The 22,254-nt window shown below is 68.8% G+C and carries 18 protein-coding genes; 14 read left to right on the top strand and 4 right to left on the bottom strand.

Translation table 11 applies throughout. From position 1 onward, the window contains the following. The first annotated feature begins 1 nt into the window (after nucleotide 1). From FOC84_RS27380 to FOC84_RS27350, 7 genes are all read left to right on the top strand, one after another. Nucleotides 2–3,691: a DUF802 domain-containing protein gene (locus FOC84_RS27380; RefSeq protein ID WP_173147806.1), complete on the top strand. Its 3,690-nt coding sequence runs from the start codon at nucleotides 2–4 to the stop codon at nucleotides 3,689–3,691. Further along, entirely contained in the window at nucleotides 3,688–4,338 is a 651-nt protein-coding gene (locus FOC84_RS27375) for an OmpA family protein (RefSeq protein ID WP_173147804.1), read from the top strand. Before FOC84_RS27380 ends, FOC84_RS27375 begins: the two co-directional genes overlap by 4 nt. After that, complete coding sequence (locus tag FOC84_RS27370) at nucleotides 4,328–4,978, top strand: DUF2894 domain-containing protein (protein ID WP_173147802.1); 651 nt, start codon at nucleotides 4,328–4,330, stop codon at nucleotides 4,976–4,978. The genes FOC84_RS27375 and FOC84_RS27370 overlap by 11 nt, the downstream gene beginning before the upstream one ends. A gap of 77 nt (nucleotides 4,979–5,055) precedes the next feature. Beyond that, complete coding sequence (locus tag FOC84_RS27365) at nucleotides 5,056–5,301, top strand: ParD-like family protein (RefSeq protein ID WP_054456412.1); 246 nt, start codon at nucleotides 5,056–5,058, stop codon at nucleotides 5,299–5,301. After that, a complete protein-coding gene (gene map, locus FOC84_RS27360) occupies nucleotides 5,302–6,093 on the top strand; it encodes a type I methionyl aminopeptidase (protein WP_173147800.1) in 792 nt (263 codons plus the stop codon). It begins immediately after the preceding gene. Nucleotides 6,094–6,202: 109 nt separating this feature from the next. Next, nucleotides 6,203–7,423, top strand: coding sequence for an MFS transporter (locus FOC84_RS27355; RefSeq protein WP_173150439.1), 1,221 nt, complete (start codon nucleotides 6,203–6,205; stop codon nucleotides 7,421–7,423). Nucleotides 7,424–7,517: 94 nt separating this feature from the next. Next, entirely contained in the window at nucleotides 7,518–8,141 is a 624-nt protein-coding gene (locus FOC84_RS27350; RefSeq protein ID WP_173147798.1) for a glutathione S-transferase family protein, read from the top strand. Between the two features lie 13 nt (nucleotides 8,142–8,154). On the opposite strand, the gene sodC is transcribed toward FOC84_RS27350, so the two are convergent. From sodC to FOC84_RS27330, 4 genes are all read right to left on the bottom strand, one after another. Then, nucleotides 8,155–8,679: a superoxide dismutase family protein gene (sodC, locus tag FOC84_RS27345; protein ID WP_173147796.1), complete on the bottom strand. Its 525-nt coding sequence runs from the start codon at nucleotides 8,677–8,679 to the stop codon at nucleotides 8,155–8,157. Nucleotides 8,680–9,177: 498 nt separating this feature from the next. Next, a complete protein-coding gene (locus tag FOC84_RS27340; protein WP_173147794.1) occupies nucleotides 9,178–10,497 on the bottom strand; it encodes a DUF445 domain-containing protein in 1,320 nt (439 codons plus the stop codon). 52 nt (nucleotides 10,498–10,549) lie between these two features. Next, complete coding sequence (locus FOC84_RS27335; protein ID WP_173147792.1) at nucleotides 10,550–11,938, bottom strand: GntP family permease; 1,389 nt, start codon at nucleotides 11,936–11,938, stop codon at nucleotides 10,550–10,552. 139 nt (nucleotides 11,939–12,077) lie between these two features. Further along, nucleotides 12,078–13,007 (bottom strand): LysR family transcriptional regulator, encoded by a 930-nt coding sequence (locus FOC84_RS27330; protein WP_173147790.1) that lies wholly within the window; start codon nucleotides 13,005–13,007, stop codon nucleotides 12,078–12,080. A gap of 208 nt (nucleotides 13,008–13,215) precedes the next feature. On the opposite strand from FOC84_RS27330, the gene FOC84_RS27325 reads away from it, so the two are divergent. From FOC84_RS27325 to FOC84_RS27295, 7 genes are all read left to right on the top strand, one after another. Continuing rightward, nucleotides 13,216–15,336 carry a 3-hydroxyacyl-CoA dehydrogenase NAD-binding domain-containing protein gene (locus tag FOC84_RS27325; RefSeq protein WP_173147788.1) on the top strand — a complete coding sequence of 707 codons (2,121 nt, stop codon included), beginning with the start codon at nucleotides 13,216–13,218 and terminating at the stop codon, nucleotides 15,334–15,336. 25 nt (nucleotides 15,337–15,361) lie between these two features. Beyond that, nucleotides 15,362–16,543, top strand: coding sequence for an acetyl-CoA C-acyltransferase (locus FOC84_RS27320; RefSeq protein WP_173147786.1), 1,182 nt, complete (start codon nucleotides 15,362–15,364; stop codon nucleotides 16,541–16,543). 9 nt (nucleotides 16,544–16,552) lie between these two features. Next, the gene (locus tag FOC84_RS27315) at nucleotides 16,553–17,749 is read left to right on the top strand and encodes an acyl-CoA dehydrogenase family protein (protein WP_173147784.1); all 1,197 of its coding nucleotides are present in this window, start codon (nucleotides 16,553–16,555) and stop codon (nucleotides 17,747–17,749) included. Nucleotides 17,750–17,758: 9 nt separating this feature from the next. Continuing rightward, nucleotides 17,759–18,892, top strand: a complete 1,134-nt coding sequence (locus tag FOC84_RS27310; protein ID WP_173147782.1) for an acyl-CoA dehydrogenase family protein — start codon at nucleotides 17,759–17,761, stop codon at nucleotides 18,890–18,892. Nucleotides 18,893–18,910: 18 nt separating this feature from the next. After that, nucleotides 18,911–20,842 (top strand): acyl-CoA synthetase, encoded by a 1,932-nt coding sequence (locus tag FOC84_RS27305; protein WP_173150437.1) that lies wholly within the window; start codon nucleotides 18,911–18,913, stop codon nucleotides 20,840–20,842. Nucleotides 20,843–20,880: 38 nt separating this feature from the next. Further along, a complete protein-coding gene (locus FOC84_RS27300; protein ID WP_173147780.1) occupies nucleotides 20,881–21,867 on the top strand; it encodes a tripartite tricarboxylate transporter substrate binding protein in 987 nt (328 codons plus the stop codon). Between the two features lie 206 nt (nucleotides 21,868–22,073). Further along, nucleotides 22,074–22,241 (top strand): hypothetical protein, encoded by a 168-nt coding sequence (locus FOC84_RS27295; RefSeq protein ID WP_173147778.1) that lies wholly within the window; start codon nucleotides 22,074–22,076, stop codon nucleotides 22,239–22,241. Nucleotides 22,242–22,254: the final 13 nt, after the last annotated feature.

Genomic DNA, 22,254 nt, shown 5'->3' with positions numbered 1-22,254 from the left:
TATGTCCAAATATCTGACTAATCTCGTAGTTTTCTTGGCGGGTCTGGCCGTCGTGGGCTGGATCGGCGTGGGCTATGCGGGCACCAACCCGCTGGCGCTGGCCGTGACCTTGCTGATAGGCGTCTGTTACCTGGGCGGCGCGCTCGAACTGCTGCGCTACCAGCAGGCGACGTCCGCGCTGACGCGCGCGCTCGCCGGCCTGTCCGAAGCCCCCGGCAATCTGGGATCCTGGCTGGACCAGTTGCCGCCAAGCCTGCGTAATGCCGCGCGCCTGCGCATCGAAGGCGAACGCGCGGGCCTGCCCGGCCCGGCGCTGACGCCGTACCTGGTCGGCCTGCTGGTGCTGCTGGGCATGCTCGGCACCTTCCTGGGCATGGTCGTGACCCTGCGCGGCACCGGCCTGGCGCTGGAAAGCGCCACCGACCTGGCCGCCATCCGCGCCTCGCTCGCCGCGCCGGTCAAGGGCCTGGGCTTCGCCTTCGGCACCTCGATCGCCGGCGTCGCCACTTCCGCGATGCTGGGCCTGCTGGCAGCCCTGTGCCGCCGCGAACGCGTGCGCGCGGCGCAATTGCTGGACGGCAAGGCCGCGACCACCCTGCGCGTGTACTCGCAAGGCTATCAGCGCGAGGAATCCTTCAAGCTGCTGCAACGCCAGGCCGAAGTCATGCAGCGCCAGGCCGACGCCTTGCCTACCCTGGTGGACCAATTGCAGGCCATGATGAACGGCATGGCGCAGCAGAACCAGGCCCTGAGCGAGCGCCACATGGCCAGCCAGGACGCGTTCCAGGGCAAAGCCGAAGCGGCCTATTCGCGCCTGGCCGCCGTCATGGAACAGTCCATGAAGGAAAGCGTGTCGCAAAGCGCGCGCTCGGCCGGCGCCGCCCTGCAACCCGTGGTGGAAGCGACGATGGCCAGCCTGTCGCGCGAAACCGCGTCCCTGCAGGACACCGTGGCGCAAGCCGTGCAGCGCCAGCTGGAAGGCCTGACCTCGGGCTTCCAGGCCACCACCAGCAATGTCGCCGGCATCTGGAACCAGGCCCTGGCCGGCCAGCAGCGCGCCAGCGAGGCCCTGTCCCAGGACCTGCGCGCCTCGCTCGACCACTTCGCCCAGACCTTCGAACAGCGCTCGGCCGCCCTGCTGGACAGCGTGTCCTCGCGCCTGGAGGAGTCGTCGGGCAGCATGTCGCACGCCTGGACCCAGGCGCTGTCGCGCCAGGAACAGGCCAGCGAAAAGCTGGCTGGCGACAACCTGCAGGCCCTGACCGCGGCCGCGGCCAGCTTCGAGCAGCATTCGGCCTCGCTCTTGCGCACCCTGAACCAATCGCACACCCTGCTGCAGTCCGAGCTGGCCTCGCGCGACCAGCAGCGCCTGGCCGCCTGGACCGACACCCTGGGCGCCATGGGCGCCACGCTGCGCCAGGAATGGGAACAGTCCGGCGCGCAGGCCGCCGAACGCCAGGAAGCCATCAGCGCCACGCTGGCGCAGACCGTGCGCGACATTGCCGCGCAGGCGGAAGTCCAGGCCCGCTTGCTGGAAGGCGTATCGGCCCGCATGGAAGCGGCCGCCGACGGCGTCTCGCAGCAATGGGCCAGCGCCCTGGCGCGCCAGGAACAGGCCGGCGAAAAGCTGGCCGGCGACAACCGCGAGGCCCTGGCCGCCGCGGCCGCCACCTTCGAACAGCATTCCGCGGCCCTGCTGCAGACACTGGACCAGTCGCACACGCAATTGCAGGCCGCACTGGCTTCGCGCGACCAGGAGCGCCTGGCTGCCTGGACCGGCACGCTCACCGCCATGGCCGCCACGCTGAGCCAGGAATGGCAGCAGGCCGGCGCCGACACCGTCGCCCGCCAGCAGGCCGCCAGCGACACGCTGGCCCAGACCGCGCGCGACATCGCCGCGCAAACGCAGGCCCAGGCCGGCCTGCTGGACAGCGTATCGGCCCGCCTGGAAACGGCGGCCGGCAGCGTCACCCAGGCCTGGACCGAGACGCAGACGCGCCAGGAGCAGGTCTACGCCAAGCTGGCCGGCGACAACCAGCAGGCGCTGGAAACCGCCGCCGCCACTTTCGAACAGCACTCCGCCGCCCTGCTGCAGACGCTGGACCAGTCGCACGCCGGCTTGCAGGCCGCGCTGGCCTCGCGCGACCAGGAACGCCTGGCCGCCTGGACCGCCACGCTCACCGCCATGGCCGCCAAGCTCGGCCAGGAATGGGAACAGGCCGGCACCCAGGCCGCGCTGCGCCAGCTGGAAGTCAACGACACGCTGGCCCAGACCGCGCGCGACCTTACGTCCCAGACCCAAGCCCAGGCAGGCCTGCTGGAAAGCGTGTCGGCCCGCCTGGAAACCGCCGCCACCGGGGTCACCCAGGCCTGGACCGAGGCGCAGGCGCGCCAGGAGCAGGCCAACGCCAAGCTGGCCGGCGACAACCAGCAGGCGCTGGAAACCGCCGCCGCCGCTTTCGAACAGCACTCTGCCGCCCTGCTGCAGACGCTGGACCAGTCGCACGCCGGATTGCAGGCCGCGCTGGCCTCGCGCGACCAGGAACGCCTGGCCGCCTGGACCGGCACGCTCACCGCCATGGCCGCCAAGCTCGGCCAGGAATGGGAACAGGCCGGCACCCAGGCCGCGCTGCGCCAGCTGGAAGTCAACGACACGCTGGCCCAGACCGCGCGCGACCTTACGTCCCAGACCCAGGCCCAGGCAGGCCTGCTGGAAAGCGTGTCGGCCCGCCTGGAAACCGCCGCCACTGGCGTCACCCAGGCCTGGACCGAGGCGCAGGCGCGCCAGGAACAGGCCAACGCCAAGTTGGCCGGCGACAACCAGCAGGCGCTGGAAACCGCCGCCGCGGCATTCGAACAACACTCCGCCGCCCTGCTGCACACGCTGGAGCAATCGCAGACGGACCTGCAGACCGCGCTCGCCGCCAAGGACGAAGCGCGCCTGGAGGCCTGGACCGGCAAGCTCGGCACGATCGCCGATTCGCTGCGCGCCGAATGGGAACAGACCAGTTCCTACACCGCCAACCAGCAGCAGCAGATCTGCGACACCTTGGCCATCACCGCGCAGGACATCAGCGCGCAGACCCAGGCGTCCGCCAACGACACCATCGCCGAGATCGGCCGCCTGGTGCAGGCCGCCTCCGAAGCGCCGCGCGCCGCCGCCGAGGTCATCGGCGAACTGCGCCAGAAGCTCTCCGACAGCATGGAGCGCGACAACGACATGCTGGAAGAGCGCAACCGTCTGCTGGAAACCCTGGGCACCCTGCTGGACGCCGTCAACCACACCGCCGCCGAACAGCGCACCGCCGTGGACGCGCTGGTGTCCTCGTCGGCGGAGCTGCTGGAGCGCGTCGGCACCCAGTTCACCGAACAGGCCCAGGCCGAAACCGGCAAGCTGGCCGAAGTGGCCGCGCAGGTCGCCAGCGGCGCGGTCGAAGTCGCCAGCCTGGGCGAATCCTTCGGCACGGCCGTGCAGCTTTTCGGCGAGTCCAACGACAAGCTGGTCGCACACCTGCAACGCATCGAAGCGGCGCTGGACAAGTCCATCGCGCGCGGCGACGAACAGCTCGCCTACTACGTGGCGCAGGCCCGTGAAGTCGTGGACCTGAGCATGGTCTCGCAGAAGCAGATCATCGAGAACCTGCAGCAGCTGGCGATCCAGCGCGCGACGGCCGGAGCGGAAGCGGCATGAGCGAAGACCTCGACGGCGGCGTGGAGCCCACGGTCCCGGCCTGGGCCGTCTTCGGCGACCTGATGTCGGTATTGCTGGGCGCCTTCGTCCTGATCCTGGTGAGCGTCGTCGCCGTGCAGCTGCAGCTGTCCACCCAGCTTGAAGAAGAGGTCAAGCAGCGCCAGGCCGAAACCCAGCGCCGCGAAACGCTGGAGCAGGCGCTGGCGGGACCGCTGGCCGCCGGCCGCGTGACCCTGATCGACGGCCGCATCGGCATCAGCGGCAGCGTCCTGTTCGCCCTGAACTCCGACCAGTTGCAGCCCGAGGGCCGTGACGTCCTGAAGAGCCTGATCGAACCGCTCTCGGCCTATCTGAAGTCGCGCAACGAAATCCTGATGGTCAGCGGCTATACCGATGACCAGCAGGTGCGCGAAGGCAACCGGCGCTTCGCCGACAACTGGGACCTGTCGGCGCAGCGCGCCCTGACCGTGACGCGCGCGCTGATCGACGAAGGCGTGCCTTCGTCGGCCGTGTTCGCCGCGGCCTTCGGTTCCGAGCAGCCGGTGGCCTCGAATACCGACGAAGACGGCCGGGCCAAGAACCGCCGGGTCGAAATCGCGCCCATCCCCAAGCCGTCCGGCGACGCCGGGACCGCCAATGGCCAGTGACGGCACCCGCGGCGACATCGTCGACGCCCGGGCCATGCTGGACGCCTGGCGCGAGGCCGGCGCCGACCGTGTGGCGCCCGTCCGCTTCCAGTTCATGGACGCGTTGGAACGGCGTGCAGCCGCGCAGGCCGGCGAACCCCGCAGGCTGCTGGACAGCAAGCTGGCGGCGTTGGTCCAGGCCTACGAGGCCGAGCTGGACGGCGCGTCCGTGGATGCTGCCGAAAACGCCCCCGCGGCTGCTCGCGCCGCCCCCGAACCCGGACCGCTGGCGGTGCTGACCGCCTACATCGCCGATCCTGGTCCCGAGGCGCGCGGCGCCGCCGACCTGCGCGCCTCCTACCCCGAACTGGACGTGCTGGAGTACTTCCGCGGCGTCTGGTCGCGGGTCAGCGCCGACCGCCAGGTGCGGCAGTCCCAGGAACAGGTGCACAAGAACGCCGGCCCGCTCAACTCCAACCAACTGGTGCACCGCGCACTGTCGCTGATGCGCGAGGTGTCGCCGGGCTATCTGCAGCAGTTCCTGTCATACACGGATGCGCTGATGTGGCTGGAGCAAGTGCACGCCACCATGGCCCCTCCGCCCAAGGAGGCCGCGCCTCGCTCCGGCGCCAAGAAGACGGCGCGCGGCAAGGGACGCTGATCCCCCGATTTGCGCCCGCCCGCGCATCGGCGGTAAGATACGATCCATATACAAAACATATATGGATCATTAACTCCATGGGTATCGTCAAGATTTCCGAGCAGATGCATGAGAACCTGCGCGTCGCCAGCGGCGCGCTCAGCCGCTCGATCAATTCCCAGGCCGAACACTGGATGCGCATCGGCATGCTGTCCGAGCTCTACCCCGAGCTGCGCCACGCCGACATTTGCCAACTGCTGATCCGCATCGAGCAGGCCGAGGGCTTCGCCATCGCCTCCCTGTCGCAGGGCTTGCCGCAGCCAGCCCAACAGGAGGCCGCATAAATGGCGAAGAAGGTTTCCATCAAGTCCGCCGCCGACATCGAAATGGCCCGCAAGGCCGGCGCCATGGCGGCGGAAGTGCTGCACATGATTGCCGAGCACGTCCGCCCTGGCGTCACCACCGATGAGCTGGACCGCATCTGCCACGACTACATCGTCAATGTGCAGAAGGCGATACCCGCCAACGTCGGCTACCACGGCTTTCCCAAGACCATCTGCGCCTCGGCCAACCACGTGATCTGCCACGGCATCCCGTCGGCCAAGGTGCTGAAGAACGGCGACATCCTCAACATCGACGTGGCCGTCATCAAGGACGGCTGGTTCGGCGACACCAGCCGCATGTACTACGTGGGCCAGCCCAGCCCGCTGGCGCGGCGCCTGGTCAACACCACCTACGAAGCCATGCGCGCCGGCATCATGGCCGTCAAGCCGGGCGCGACGCTGGGCGATATCGGCCACGCCATCCAGACCGTGGCGCACCGCGAGCACTTCAGCATCGTGCGCGAATACTGTGGCCACGGCATCGGCCAGATCTACCACGACGATCCGCAGGTGCTGCACTACGGCCGCCCTGGCGAAGGCATGGTGCTGCAGCCCGGCATGATGTTCACCATCGAACCCATGATCAATGCCGGCAAGCCCCAGACCAAGCAATTGCCCGACGGCTGGACCGTGGTCACCAAGGACCGCTCGCTGTCGGCGCAATGGGAGCACATGGTGGTCGTGACCGAGACCGGCTACGACGTCCTGACATCCTGGCCGGACGGCTTCGGCGACTATCCGCCCATGCCCTGACACGCGGATGTGACGCGGCGCGCCCGCCTTGCCCATGGCAAGGAACGGAGTGCCGGCAGGCAAGGGCACGATCATGATCGTGCCCTTGCCGTTTCCGCCGTCCGCACCCATGCCCGCCCTGTCCTCAGCGTTTCGCCGCCTGGCCGCCTCCAACCTGGCCGCCCAGTTTTCCGAACAGATGGCCCTGGCAGCCGCGCCGCTGGTCGCGGTGCTGGCGCTGGGCGCCAGCGCGGCGGAAACCGGCTATCTGCAAACCGCCCAGACGCTGCCCTTCCTGCTGCTGTCCCTGCCCGCCGGCGTGCTGGCCGACCGGATGTCGCGCCGCGCCCTGATGACCGCCGCCGAATGCGTGCGCGCCGCCAGCCTGCTGGGCCTGTTGGCGCTGCTGGCCACGGGCGGGCTGAACCTGGGCTGGCTGGCCACGCTGGGCTTTCTGGGCGCGGTCGGCACGGTCGCCTACAACGTGGCCGCGCCAGCGCTGGTGCCGCGGCTGGTCGCGCCCGCCGGGCTGGCCAGCGCCAACCGCTGGCTGGAACTGGCACGCAGCACCGCCTTTTCCGCAGGGCCGGCCGCCGGCGGCGCGTTGGTCGGCTGGATGGGCGCGCCGTCGGCCTATGTGCTGGCCACCGTGCTGTCGCTGCTGGCGGCCCTGCTGCTGGCCGGCCTGCCCCACGACACGCCCGGCCCCGCGCCGCGCCGGCGCGTGCTGGAGGAACTGCGTGAGGGCGCGGCCTTCGTCCTCACGCATCCGCTGCTGCGCCCCGTGCTGGTGACCGCCGTGTTCTTCAACACCGCCTGGTTCGTGCTGCAGGCCATCTACGTGGCCTACGCCATCGAACGCCTGGGCCTGTCGGCCGCGGCCGTCGGCCTGACGCTGGGTGTGTACGGCGGCGGCATGGTGGCCGGCGCCTTGCTTGCGCCCTGGCTGGCGCAGCGGCTGAGCTTCGGCGCCATGATCGCCGTCGGCCCCCTGGCTGCGCTGATCGCAAGCGCCATCCTGCTCTCCACCCTGGCGTATCCGTCCGGCGCCTGGGCGGCGGCGGGCTTCTTCCTGTTCGGCGCCGGCCCCATACTCTGGACCATCACGACCACCACGCTGCGCCAGGCGATCACGCCCAACGCCCTGCTGGGCCGCGTGTCCGCCGTGATCCTGACCGCCACCTTCGGCGCCCGCCCGGTCGGCGCGCTGATCGGCGCCGCGCTTGCCGCCCGCGTCGGCGTCGAAGCCTGCCTGTGGGTATCGACCGCCGGTTTCGCCGTGCAATTCGTGGTGCTGTACACCTCGCCCGTGCTGCGCCTGCGCACCCAACCCGAGGCCGGCGCCTACTGAACACTGTTGCGCACGCGAAACCGGCAATCTGTATCTGTGCGCGCCCGCCACCGCCCGCTAGACTGCCCCGGTCAGTCAACACCGCAGCGGCAAGATGCTGAAAATCCTGGGTAAAGCCTCATCCATCAACGTGCGCAAGGTGCTCTGGACCTGCGCCGAACTGGACCTGCCTTTCGAGCGCGAAGACTGGGGCTCCGGGTTCCAGCCCACCAGCGATCCCGCCTTCCTGGCGCTGAATCCGAACGCGATGGTGCCCGTCATCCAGGACGGCGACTTCGTGCTGTGGGAGTCCAACAGCATCATCCGCTACCTGGCCTCGCAATACGGCGGCCAGCGCCTGTACCCCGCAGAACCCAGGCTGCGCGCCCGCGTCGACCAATGGATGGACTGGCAGGCCACCGACCTGAACCGCGCCTGGAGCTACGCCTTCATGGCCCTGGCGCGCGACTCTGCCGCCCACCGCGACCGCGCCGCGATCGAGGCGTCCTGCCGCGAATGGGCGCGCTTCATGGCAATACTGGACCAGCGCCTGGAACAGGCTGGCGGCTACGTCGCCGGCCCCGCATTCTCGCTGGCCGACATACCGGTCGGCCTGTCCGTCAACCGCTGGTTCGGCACGCCCTTCGACAAGCCGCCATTGCCGGCCGTCGCCGCCTACTACGACCGGCTAGCCGAACGCGCGGGATACCGGCTGCACGGCCGCAACGACACGGCCTGACACGCCAAAGCGGCTACTTCACCACCCCGCAAACCAGCCGGCCGCCCCCGCCGCCCAGCGGCGCCGGCGTATCGCTGTAGTTGTCGCCGCCCACGTGTACCATCACCGCGCGGCCCTTCACATCGGCCAGCTTCAGATGCGGCGCCACCACCGCCTTCGTGGCCGTGCCGTCCGCGGCAACCACGATGAAAGGCAGATCGCCCTGATGCCCATCGGTCGCCATCGGCCCCTTGTGCGCCTTGGTGCCCTTGGGATCAAAATGCCCGCCCGCCGCGCCGCCAGGCGCCATCTGGTTGTTCAACATGCCGGGCTCGCACGAACCCTTCTCATGCACATGGAAGCCGTGCTCGCCAGGCGGCAAGCCCTTCAAATGCGGCGTGAGCTGCAACCCGCCTTTGGTGTCCTTGAGCGTGATCGTGCCAGCGCTCTTGCCCACGCCGTCCACGCTCAGGAACGACATCGACACGTCTTCCGCCAGCGCCGCGCCAGACGCGCCTGCCAATACAAGCGCCGTGACCAGCATCGAGATTTTCTTCATGGAGTGCCTCCAAGATACGCGCCCGCAGCCCGCGGACGCCCGGTGGTGCATGGGCGGCCCGTGCCGGCCATGCCGGAAAAAACAATAGCATTTGGGTCAGCGCATCTGCCAGCAATCTTCGTTCCTGATACAAACAGCAGGCCAGGCAATGCCGAAGGCACACTCCCCCGACGCACACAAACGCATAAGCCAGTGACGGCCGCCCGCGCGGCCGTCATTGACGGGCCCCGCAAATCTCGCAACCAACCACGGCTGCAGCAACGCCAAATACCAAGACACACGTAGTCCGTCGGCGCGGGCGCCTGGGTGGCGAGCAACCTCGATGCGCCCGAGGGAATCTGAAGGAAAGGCCGAAGGCCTGGACGAAGATGACGACGGGGCAGTCCGGAGCGAACGCTCCGGACCGCAATCGTGGGCGCTCGCCACCCCGGCGCCCGCGCCGACGGACGGCCTACGTAGCACTCGAAGCAGCAGCAGCCATCCCACACGGCAACCGCATCACCCTCGAACCAGCAACACCACCGCATGCAGCACCACGCCTATCAACCCGCCCACCAAGGTCCCGTTGAACCGTATGTACTGCAAATCCCGCCCCACGCTCAGTTCAAGCTCATCCACCAGATGCCGCTCATCCCAATTCTTCACCGTGCGCGAAATATGCTCCGTGACCCCGCTACGCAAGCGCCCCGTCAACCTCCGCGCCCCGCCCAGCACGTGATTGTTGATCGCCTCCCGCAACCCCGGATCCTCCCCCAGCTTGCGCCCCAAGGCCAGCAAAGCGCTCTCCAGATGCCGCGCCAGCGCCGAATCCTCGGATGACAGATCGCGCCGCAACGCCGCATGGATATCGTCCCACAGCCCCTGCACATACTCCTGCACCTTGGGATGATCGATCGCCCGCTGCTTCAACGCCTCCACCTGCGCCGACAAGGCCGGATCATCCTTCAGCCGCTGGATGTAATCCTGCACCCAGGCCTCATAGTCCCGCCGCACCGGATGCCCCGGCTCGGACAGCACGTCCCGCAATTCCTCCACCAGCGCCCGCGCCAGCCGGTCCGCCAGATTGTCCGCGATCCCGTCCACCGACTTGACCACGTCCACCGCCGCGATGATGCGCGGCCATTCCTTCTTCGCGAACTTCACCAGCAGGCTGGACGCCCGCGCCTTCACGTCCTCGTCGCCCAGATAGCCGCCCAGCCGCTCCAGCGCCGCGTCCAGCAGCTCCTGATGCCGCCCGTCGCGCGTCAACAGACCCAATACCTCGCCCGCCGTATCCGACGCGTCCCAGCGCCGCAGATTCTTCACCACGAACTCCTGGATCACCCCGCGCACCGCCCGGTCGTCCAGCAGGTCCAGCGTCTGCAAGGCCACGTTGCGCGCGCCCTCGCTCAAGGCCCGCGCCTGCCGCGGACGCGCCAGCCAGCGGCTCAAGCGCGCGGCCGGATCGAACACCCGTAGCTTCTCCATCAGCGTGTCCGGATCCAGGAAATGGTCGCGCACGAACACCGCCAGGTTGTCCCCGATGCGATCCTTGTTGCTGGGAATGATGGCCGTGTGTGGAATCGGCAGGCCCATCGGCCGGCGGAACAACGCCACCACCGCGAACCAGTCGGCCAGCGCGCCCACCGTGGCCGCCTCGCAGAACGCCCGCACCCAGGCCCAGGCGCCCTGCCCGCCCATGACATGGCTGGTGATGAAACCGCAGACCATCGCCACCAGCAGCGCCAGCGCGGCGATCTTCATGCGCCGCAACTGCGCGCGGCGCGCTTCGGAAGCCAGCGCCGAATGCGTGGCGGCGGAACGGGGCATATCTGTCATGGGGTCTCCGCAAACGACAGACCCAGCATAACAATAGCGGCCCGCAGTGGCGTCAGCCCAGCGGCGGCAGCATGTTGAACAGCAACACCATGACCAGCCCCACCACCGACACGATGGACTGCACCACCGAAATCGTCTTGGTCGCTTCGCCCATGGTCATGCCGAAGGACTCCTTCACCATCCAGAAGCCCGCGTGATTGGCATAGTTGAAGAATAGCGACCCGCAACCGATGGCCAGCGCCAGCAGCGGCAGGTTCAGGCTGGGGTCGGCGCCCGCCAACGGCGCCAGCAGGCCCGCCGCGCCCACGATGCCGACCGTGGCCGAACCAGTGGACACCGACAGCAGCATGGCGATCAGCCAGCCCAGCACCAGCGGCGGCAAGGAAAACTGATGCGTCAGCTGCACGATGGCATCGCCCACGTGGGCGCTGGTCAGCACCTGCTGGAACGCGCCGCCGCCCGCGATGATGAGCATGATGCCGGCGATGGGCTTGAGGCTCTTGCCCATGGCGTCGCGCAGCTTTTCCGCATCCCCGCCGCGCATCAGCACCAGGGTGAAGGCGGCGAACAGCACGCCCAACAGCATCGCGACCATCGGGTCGCCCAGGAATGCCGCCACGTGCATGGCGCGGGAATCCTTGGGCAGCAGCATCTCCGCGCCCGCATGCACCAGCATCAGCAAGGCAGGCAGCAAGGCCGCCAGCACCCCCAGGCCCACGCTGGGCGCGTTGCGGCCCGCGGCCTCCTGGCGGGTCGTGGTGAATTGTTCCAGCAGCGCCTCGTCCGGGCGCGTCGTCATGCGCGGCGAGATGAAGGCGCCATACAAGGGGCCGCCGAACACCATGGCCGGCAGCGCCGCGATGAAACCGTAGATCATGGTCGGCCCCACCGTGGTCTTGAGCGTGGCGATCGCCGTCAGCGGCCCCGGATGCGGCGGCACCATGCCATGCATCGCCGCCAGGGCCGATATCACCGGCACGCCCACGTACACATAGGCCGAGCCCTTGAAACGTTCCTGGCTTTCCAGCTTGCGCGCCACGCTGAAGATCAGCGGCAGCATCACCACCAGGCCGACCTCGAAGAACATCGGAATGCCGATGACGAAGGCCACCAGGGTCATGGCCCAGGGAATCATGCGGGCCGAGGTATGGCTGAGGATGGCGTTGGCCAGGCGTTCGGTCGTGCCCGAGTCCGCCAGGATCTTGCCCAGCATCGCCCCCAGCGCGATCACCACGCCCACCGCGCCCAGCGTCTTGCCGGCGCCGTTGCTCAGGTTCTTGACGATGGCCACGGGCTCCATGCCGGTGGCGAAACCCACGCCGATGGAGACGATCAACAGCGCCAGCAGCGGATGCATGCGGATGCGCGAAACGATCAGCGCAACCAGCACCAGCACGCTTGCCAGCGCGGTAAGAAGCAATTGGACGTCGGAAGAGGACATGGACGGGCCTGGAAAAAAATGGGCGCGGCCCTGCGGCCGTTTGCCGTGAGGAACACGGATTTTATGCCCGCCAAGCTGAACGCCCAGTCAGGAACGCCGCGCGTCCAGGGCCTGCACGCGCCCCAGCGGGCTGGCCCTGCTAGCCTGCCGCCTCCAGCAATCCCGGCCTGCCTTCATGCGCGGCCTGGGCGCGCTCCAGGATGAACTCGATGATCATCGAGATCGCCCGCGGATGGTGGCGGTTGGGCATGTACAGCATGTACATGCCGCGCCCGAAGATGCTCAGCCGCCATTGCGGCAGCGCGGCCACCAGATCGCCGCGCGCGATGTCATCGTGAACCACGTAGTCCGGCACCACGCCCAGGCCCAGCCCCGCCCGCGTCGCATCGCGCAGGAAGGCGTAGTTGCGCGAGATCACCGTGGGCTCCAGCACCACGTGCTGCCGCGGCCGGCCGCCGTAATAGGCCGACAGCCGCAAGGGGCGGCCGATCACCGCGGCGCTGATGACCGGCGTGCGTGACAGTTCTTCCGGATGCTGCGGCAAGCCGCGGGTGGCGGCATATTCCTGCGACGCACACGCCACATAACGGACCTGGCCCAGCTCGCGCGCCACCAGGTTCTGTGGCGGCTCGGACATAATGCGCACCGCGATGTCGACCTCGTCGCGCAGCAGGTCGTCCACGCTGTTCTCGAACAGCACGTCCAGCACGATGTCCGGGTAGGTCCGCTTGAATTCCAGCAGCCAGGGCGTCATCACGAACTGCCCGTAACCGCTGGGCACGCTCAGCCTGACCTTGCCCTGCGGCGTCTTGCCCAGGGTCTCGACCGATTCACGCGCCGCCGCGAGTTCGTCCTGGATGCTGCGGCCGTGGTGATACAGCTTCAGTCCGATTTCTGTCGGTTCCACATGCCTCGTGGTGCGCCGCACCAGCTGCATGCCCACCGAGCGTTCCAGCTGATTCAGGTGGTAGCTGACATTGGCGCGCGTCATCTTCAGGCGGCGCGCAGCCTCGCTGAGATTGCCTGCGTCCAGTATTTCCACCAGCAATGTCAGGGATTTGGTGTCCATCTCGGGCCTCCACGCCGCAGCTACGCACCTATGGATTGTCAAATTTTTTTGACCTCAATGTCAATTATCGATGGCATTGTCAAGACTTCTTTACTGCGAAAGAATGAGGCCATAAAAGACGGGCCGTTCCTGGTCCGCCAGGCCCAGCCCCCAGGGTCCGCCCCCAGCGGCGCCCCCCCGGAGGCAGGCCTCATCGGAGACACTGTCCATGACAGACAGCGCAAGCACCGGCGCGGCCAGCGCGCGCCGCTATGACGACATCCTCGTCGTCACCATCGACCATCCCCCCGTCAATGCCCTGAGCGCCGCCGTGCGCGGCGATCTGGCCGCGGCCGTGCGCGACGCCCAGGCCGATCCGCAGGTCCGCGCCATCCTGTTGATGGGCGCCGGCAAGAACTTCATCGCAGGCGCCGACATCCGCGAATTCGGCAAGCCGCCGCAGCCGCCCATCCTGCCCGAGGTCTGCAACCAGATCGAAGCCAGCGCCAAGCTGGTGGTAGCCGCGCTGCACGGCGCGGCGCTGGGCGGCGGACTGGAAGTGGCGCTGGCCGCGCACTACCGCGTCGCGCTTGCGGGCGCCAAGCTGGGCCTGCCCGAAGTGAACCTGGGCCTCTTGCCCGGCGCCGGCGGCACCCAGCGCGCGCCGCGCCTCATGGGTGCGCAGGCGGCGCTGGACCTGATGCTGACCGGCAAGCACCTCTCCGCCGGGGCAGCCCTGGAAGCTGGATTGGTGGACGCGCTGTCCAGCGAATCCGACCCGCTGGACGCGGGCCTCGCCTACACCCGGCAACTGCTGGCCGTGGGCGCGGGTCCGCGCCGCACCCGCGATGCCGGCGCGCTCGCCGACCGGGCCGCAGCGCTGGCCCAGGTCGACGCGGCGGCCGAACGCGTAGCCCGGACCACCCGCGGACTGTACTCGCCCGGCAAGATCGTGGAGGCCGTGCGCGCCGCCATCGAGCAGCCGTTCGACGACGGCCTGCGCACCGAACGGGCGCTGTTCCTGCAATGCCTGGAGAGTCCGCAACGGGCGGGCCTGGTGCATGCCTTCTTCGCCGAACGCGACACCGCCAAGATGCCGGGCCAGCAGCCCGCCCGGCCGCGGCGCCTGGAACGCATCGGCATCGTCGGCGGCGGCACCATGGGCGCCGGCATCGCCGTGGCGGCGCTGGACGCCGGCTTTCCCGTGACCATGGTCGAACAGGATGAAACCGCGCTGGAGCGCGGCCGCGGCCGCGTCGTGCAGGTCTACGAGCTGCTGGTCAAGAAAGGCAGGATCAGCGCCGACGAGCGCGATGCCCGCATGGCGCGCTACACCGGTTCGACGCAATACGAAGCGCTCGCCGACGCCGACCTCATCATCGAAGCCGTGTTCGAGGACATGGCGGTGAAGCAGGCCGTGTTCGCGCAGCTGGACCGCGTCGCCAAGCCCGGCGCGGTGCTGGCCACCAATACCTCGTACCTGGACGTCAACCTCATCGCCGCCGCCACGCGCGGCCCCGCCGACGTGCTGGGCCTGCACTTCTTTTCGCCCGCCAACATCATGAAGCTGCTGGAAGTGGTGGTGGGCGAGCATACCGCTCCTGACACCGTGGCCACCGGCTTCGAGCTGGCCCGGCGCCTGCGCAAGATCCCGGTGCGCGCGGGCGTGTGCGACGGCTTCATCGGCAACCGCATCCTGGCCGTGCATCGCCAGGCCGCGGACATGATGATGGAAGACGGCGCCTCGCCCTATGAGATCGACGCCGCCGTGCGCGCCTTCGGCTGCCCCATGGGGCCCTACCAGATGGCCGATCTGGCCGGCGGCGATATCGGCTGGGCCACGCGCAAGCGCCGCGCGCCCACCCGCGACCCCGCGCTGCGCTATGTGCAGATTCCCGACCGGCTGTGCGAACGCGGCTGGTTCGGCCAGAAGACGGGCCGCGGCTTCTACCTCTACCCCGACGGGGCGCGCCAAGGCGAACAAGACCCCGAAGTCCTCGCCATCATCGACGCCGAACGCACGCGCGCCGGCGTCACGCCGCGCGCCTACACGCAAGAGGACATCCTGCGCCGTTACCTGGCCGCCATGATCAACGAAGCCGCCAACGTGCTGCACCAGGGCATCGCCCAGCGCCCCTCCGACATCGACGTGGTGTTCCTATCCGGCTATGGCTTTCCGCGCCATCACGGCGGTCCCATGCACTACGCCGACCGCGTGGGACTGGAGCGCGTGCTGGCCGATATCCGCAGCTACGCGCAGGAGGATCCCGCCTTCTGGAAGCCCTCGCCGCTGCTCGTGCAACTGGCCGAATCCGGCCGCAATTTCGCCAGCCTGAACCAGGCCGCCTGACCCCGACACCCCACAGGAATACGCCATGCGCGAAGCCGTCATCGTCGCCACCGCCCGCACCCCCATCACCAAGGCCGGACGCGGCGAATTCAACCTCATCGCCGGCCCCACGCTGGCCGCGCACGCCGTGCGCGCCGCCGTCGACCGCGCCGGCATCGACCCCGCCCTGATCGAAGACGCCTTCATCGGCTGCGGCTATCCGGAAGGCGCCACCGGCCGCAACATCGGCCGCCAGGCCGTCATCCGCGCCGGGCTGCCCGTCAGCGTGGGCGGCGCCACCGTCAACCGCTATTGCGCCTCCGGCCTGCAGGCCATCGCCTCGGCCGCCAGCCGCATCGTCATGGACGGCGCCCCCGCCATGATCGCGGGCGGCGTCGAACTGGTGTCGCAGATCCGCACCCGCGACGACGGCGTGAGCGGCATGGATCCGTGGATCGTGGCCAATAAGCCCGAACTCTACCTGCCCATGATCGAAACCGCCGACATCGTCGCTGCCCGCTACGGCATCAGCCGCGAAGCCCAGGACCATTTCGCCGCGCAAAGCCAGGCGCGCGCCGAAGCCGCGCAGGCCGCGGGACGGTATCTTGAAGAGATCGTTCCGGTCACCACGGCCATGTCCGTCACCGACCGCGCCACCGGCGCCGTCAGCGAACGCGAAGTCACGGTGGATCGCGACACCTGCAACCGCCCCGGCACCACCTACGATGCCCTGGCCTCGCTGGCCCCGGTGCGCGGCGCCGGCCAGTTCGTCACGGCCGGCAACGCCTCGCAATTGTCGGATGGCGCCGCCGCCTGCGTGCTGATGGAAGCCGCCGAGGCCCGGCGCGCCGGCATCCAGCCGCTGGGCGCATTCCGCGGGCTGGCGATCGCCGGCTGCGAACCCGACGAGATGGGCATAGGCCCGGTCTACGCCGTGCCCAAGCTGCTGGCCCGCCACGGCCTCAAGGCGCAGGACATCGACCTGTGGGAACTTAACGAGGCCTTCGCCTCGCAAGCCCTGTATTGCCAGGAAAAGCTCGGCATCCCGATGGACCGCCTGAACGTGGACGGCGGCGCCATCGCCCTGGGCCACCCCTTCGGCGTCACCGGCGCCCGCCTGGCTGGCCACGTGCTCATCGAAGGCCGCCGCCGCGGCGCCCGCTATGCCGTCGTCACCATGTGCGTGGGCGGCGGCATGGGCGCGGCCGGCCTGTTTGAAATCTACTGAGGATCCCCCATGGACCTGGAATTCACTCCCGAAGAAAACGCCTTCCGCGATGAAGTGCGGGCCTTTCTCGCCAGCAAGCTGCCCGAGCGTCTGTCCGCCAAGGTCGCGCAAGGCAAGCTGCTGACGCGCGCCGACATGGTCGAATGGCACGCCATCCTCAACCGCCAGGGTTGGCTCGCCAGCCACTGGCCGGTGGAATACGGCGGCACCGGCTGGAGCGCCGTGCAGAAGTACATCTTCGAAAACGAATGCGCGCTGGCCGGCGCGCCGCGCATCGTGCCCTTCGGTCTGAGCATGCTGGGCCCGGTGCTGATCAAGTACGGCAGCGAGGCGCAGCGGCGCCATTGGCTGCCGCGCATCCTGGACGGCTCCGACTGGTGGTGCCAGGGCTATTCCGAACCCGGCGCGGGCTCGGACCTGGCCTCCGTCAAGACCACCGCCGTGCGCGACGGCGACAGCTACGTAGTCAACGGCCAGAAGACCTGGACCACGCTGGGCCAGTACGCCAACATGATCTTCTGCCTGGTGCGCACCTCGCAGGAAGGCCGGCGCCAGGAAGGCATCAGCTTCCTGCTGATCGACATGGCCAGCCCCGGCGTGGAAGTGCGCCCCATCATCACGCTGGACGGCGAGCACGAAGTCAACGAGGTGTTCTTCTCCGACGTGCGGGTGCCTGCCGCCAACCTGGTGGGCGAGGAAAACCGCGGCTGGACCTGCGCCAAGTACCTGCTGACCTACGAACGCACCAACATCGCCGGCGTCGGCCAATCCACGGCAGCGCTGGAACGCCTGAAGACGGTGGCCGCAAGCCAACGCAAGAACGGACGTCCGCTATCCGAGGACCCGGACTTCGCCGCCCGGCTGGCCCGCGTCGAGATCGAACTGGCCAATATGCGCACCACCAACCTGCGCGTGGTCGCGGCGGTTGCCGGCGGCGGCGCGCCCGGCGCGGAAAGTTCGATGCTGAAGATCCGCGGCACCCAGATCCGCCAGGAGATCAGCGCGCTGAACCGCCGCGCCATGGGGCCTTACGCCCGCCCCTTCGTGCCCGAGGCGCTGCACGACGGCTACGACGCGCCGCCCATCGGCCCGCAAGGCGCCGAGAGTGCCGCCGCGCAGTACTTCAACAACCGCAAGCTGTCGATCTTCGGCGGCTCCAATGAAATCCAGAAGAACATCATCTCCAAGATGATTCTCGGACTGTAAGGGCCGGCCATGAACTTTGAACACACCGAAGACCGGCGCATGCTCTCCGACATGCTGCGCCGCTTTGTCGCCGAACAGTGCGACTTCGCCACGCGCGACCGCAACGCCCGCTCGGAGCGGGGCTACGGCCTGGAGCTGTGGCAGCGCTATGCCGAACTCGGCGCCATCGGCGCGCTGTTTGCCGAAGCGGATGGCGGCCTGGGCGGAACCGGCTTCGACATTTCCGTCGTATTCGAGGCGCTGGGCCGCGGCCTGGCCGTCGAACCGCTGCTGGACGCGCTCATGGTCGGCAGCGCCATCGCCGCCGCCGGCACGCCAGGCCAGCGCCAAGCGCTGGAAGGCCTGATAGCCGGCACCATCACCGCTGCGCTTGCCCATGCCGAGCCCGGCTCCGGCTATGAACTGGCGCACGTCGAAACCCGCGCCGAACGCAACGCAGACGGCTGGGTGCTCAACGGCGCCAAGGCCGTGGTCGCGGCCGGCGAACACGCCGACCTGTTCCTGGTCCCGGCCCGCAGCGCGGGCGGACCGGACGACGAGGCCGGCATCAGCCTGTTCCTGCTCAGCGCCGGCACGCCCGGCCTGAAGGTGCGCGGCTATGGCCTGATCGATGGCGGCCGCGCGGCGGAACTCGTGCTCGACGGCGTGCAGCTTGGCTCAGATGCCCTGCTGGGCGAGACCGGCGCGGGCTACCCGCTGCTGGAACGCGCCGCCGGCCGCGGCATCCTGGCGCTGTGCGCCGAAGCCGTGGGCGCGATGGACTGCGCCCGCGACGCCACCCTGGAATACCTGCGCACGCGCCGCCAATTCGGCGCCCCCATCGGCAGCTTCCAGGCGCTGCAGCATCGCATGGCCGACGTGCTGCTGGAGATCGAGCAGGCGCGCTCGGCCGTGATCAATGCCGCGGCCGCGCTGGACCACCCGGACCGCGCCACCCGCGAACGCGCGCTGTCCGCCGCCAAATACACCATCGGCCGCATCGGCACGCTGGTGGCCGAAGAGAGCATCCAGCTGCACGGCGGCATCGGCATGACCTGGGAACTGCCGCTGGCGCACTACGCCAAGCGCCTGGTCATGATCGACCACCAGCTGGGCGACGAAGACCATCACCTGCGGCGCTACATCGCGCTGGGGCAGGCCTGAGCGGAGGACCACGCCATGATGACCCAGGTCCATGCCGCCCCGCCCCTCTCGCCGCCTTTCGCCGCCCCGTTCGCCGTACGCAGCGCGGCGGACGTGCAGCGGCTGCAAGCCCGGCCGCTGGCTGAAACGCTTACGGTACAAAGCACCTACCAGATCTTCCGCAACTCGGCCGCGGCCTTCCGCGACAAGACCGCGCTGACCTTTCTGCGCAGCGCCGACCCCGGCGACGCGCCGCTGCGCTGGAGCTATCGTGAACTGCTGGCCGGCATTCACCAGACCGCCAACCTGCTGCATGAGCTGGGCGTGGGCCCGGACGACGCCGTCGGCATCCTGCTGCCCGGCTGTCTGGAGTACCACCTAGCGCTATGGGGCGGCGAGGCCGCCGGCATCGTCCAGCCCCTGAACCCCTTGCTGGCCGAAGACAAGCTCGCCTCGCTCATGAACACGGCGCGCGCCAAGGTGCTGATCGCCTACGGGTCCGACCTGGAATGCGGCTCCTGGTCCAAGGCGCTGCGCCTGCGCGAGCGCGTGCCCACGCTGCACACGCTGCTGCGCGTGGCGCCGCTGGATGAACCGCCTTCGAACCGCCCGGCGCTGCCGGACCATGCGCTGGACTTCAACACCGCGCGCGCCGCCCAGCCGGCTGACCGCTTGCTCAGCGGCCGTGAGATCCATGCCAGCGACGTGGCCGCCTATTTCCACACCGGCGGCACCACGGGCGCGCCCAAGCTCGCCATCCACACGCACGCCAACCAGGTCTTCAGCGCCTGGGCCGCGGTGCAATTGCAGAACGCCGGACCGGACGACGTTGTCATCAACGGATATCCGCTGTTCCATGTGGCGGGCGTGCTGCCGGCCTCGCTGGCCGCCCTGTCGGCGGGCGTGGAAACCGTCATCCCCACCACCCTGCTGCTGCGCAACCGCGACGTGCTGCGCAACTACTGGCGCCTGGTCGAACACCACCGCGCCACCTCGCTGCAAGGCGTGCCCACCATCCTCGCGGCGCTGGCCGAAGTGCCGCTGGCGGGCGCCGACATCTCGTCGCTGCGCTACTGCCGCACGGGCGCCGCGCCCCTGCCCGCCGAACTGGCTACCCGCTTCAAGCGCCTGTTCGGCCTGCACGTCAATGAAAGCCTGGGCATGACGGAGATGGCGGGCATCTCGACCATCTCGCCGCCGGGCTGCGAATTCCCGGTGGGCTGCGTCGGCTTTCCGCTGCCCTACGTACAGGTCCGCATCGTCGGCCTGGACATGCCGGCCGGCACGCCCGCGCGCGACCTGGCCGCCGGCGCGCCCGGCATGGTGCTGTTCAAGGCGCCCAACGTCATCCCAGGCTTTCTCGACCCCGAGGACACGGCGCGCGCCTTCACCGAAGACGGCTGGCTCATCAGCGGCGACGTGGGCTACCTGGACGAGGACGGCCGCCTGCACCTGCAAGGCCGCGCCAAGGATCTGATCATCCGCAGCGGCCACAACATCGATCCCAAGACCATCGAAGACGCGCTCGCCTCGCACCCGTCGGTACAGCTCTGCGCCGCCGTCGGCGCCCCCGACGCCTATGCCGGCGAACTGCCCATCGCCTTCGTCACGCTGGCCGAAGGCGCCCAAGTTCAGGAAGCCGAACTGCTGGCCTACGCCGCCGAGCACGTGGATGAAAGCCCGGCACGGCCCAAGCGCGTCATCGTGCTGGACAGCATGCCCATGACCAACGTGGGCAAGATCTACAAGCCTGATCTGCGCCGGCTGGCCACCGCCGTATCGGCCCAGGCCGTGGTGGCGCGCACCCTGCGGGAAGCCGGCCTGATCGACGACGGCGCGCTGTTCCGCGTCCAAGCCGACGCGCAGCCCGAGGTCGCGGTCCAGGCCGACGCCCGCGCGCCCGAGGCGCTGAAAGCCAGCCTGCGCGACGCGCTGGCCCGCTTGCCCGTAAAGGTCGTCCTACGCGACTAAGCAGTCCCACACACAACAACACCCCAGGAGACAAACCCATGACCCACCAGCCCCTGCGGCGCGCCTGCCTCGGCGCCGTGCTGCTCTCGATTGCGGGCGTTGCATTGCCCTTCGCCGCTGGCGCGCAAGGCGCCTACCCGTCCAAGCCCATCACGCTGATCGTGCCCTTCCCGGCCGGCGGCTCCACCGACCGCCATATGCGGATCGTGGCGCAGGACGCCTCCAAGACCCTGGGCCAGCCCGTCGTCGTGGAAAACCGACCCGGCGCCGGCGGCACCCTGGGGCCCGCCACCATGGCCAAGACCGCCAAGCCCGACGGCTACACCATCACCCTGTACACCCTGGCCATGCTGCGCATGCCCTATATGCAGAAAAGCAGCTGGGACCCCATCAACGACTTCAGCTTCATCCTGGGCCTGTCCGGCTATACCTTCGGCTTCACCGTCCGCGCCGATTCGCCCTACAAGACCTTCAACGAATACATCGAGGCGGCGCGCAAGGCGCCTGGCACCATCGACTACGGCTCCACCGGCATCGGTTCGTCGCCGCACCTGCTGATCGAGGAAGTCGCCATCAACGCCAAGGTGAAACTGAACCACGTGCCCTTCAAGGGCAACGCCGACATGCAGCAGGCCCTGCTCGGCGGCCACGTCATGGCGCAAAGCGACGCCACCGGCTGGGACCAGTTCGTCGACTCCGGCAAGATGCGCCTGCTGGTCACCTTCGGCGAAAAGCGCACCACGCGCTGGCCCGACGTGCCCACCGCGCAGGAGCTGGGCTACAAGGTCGTGTCCACCTCGCCCTACGGCCTGGCCGGCCCCAAGGGCATGGACCCCGCAGTCGTGAAGACGCTGCACGACGCGTTCAAGAAGGCGCTGTTCGACCCCGCCAGCATGGACGTCATGAAACAGCTGAACCAGGAACCCGCCTACCGCAACAGCCAGGACTACAAGGAATGGGCCCAGGCCACCTACGTCAAGGAAAAAGGCCTGATCGAGTACCTGGGATTGATGGCGAAGGATTGAACCGGCGGCATGGCACCCACCGCCCTCGCGGGAGGGGGGTGCCGCCGCCGAAAGCCGCGGGAATCGAATCCTTGCCGCGAACAGTCTTGGCAACGCCGTGGCGTGTACGCCAGGCTGACAAGAAAAGCTCCCCCATTTCATCAAGAAGACTCCCTGAAGCCTCTTGGCGCACACGGCCGTTCCCAGGGATATCAATTTAATCTTGATTGACGCAGACAGCCGGCCCGCTCGACGATGGCGCGCTGTTCCGCGTGGCAGCCAACCTGCAATCCGATATCGCAGTCCGGGCCGACGCCCGCGCGTCCGAAGCGCTGAAAGCCAGCCTGCACGACACGCTGGCCCGCTTGCCGGTCAAGGTCATCCTGCGCGGCTGAACAGCCCCACACA

The sequence above is a fragment of the Achromobacter pestifer genome, from assembly GCF_013267355.1.
Taxonomy (GTDB): Bacteria; Pseudomonadota; Gammaproteobacteria; order Burkholderiales; family Burkholderiaceae_B; genus Achromobacter; species Achromobacter pestifer_A.
Note: the sequence above shows the minus strand (reverse complement) of the source record. Positions and strands in the feature narration are given on the sequence as shown.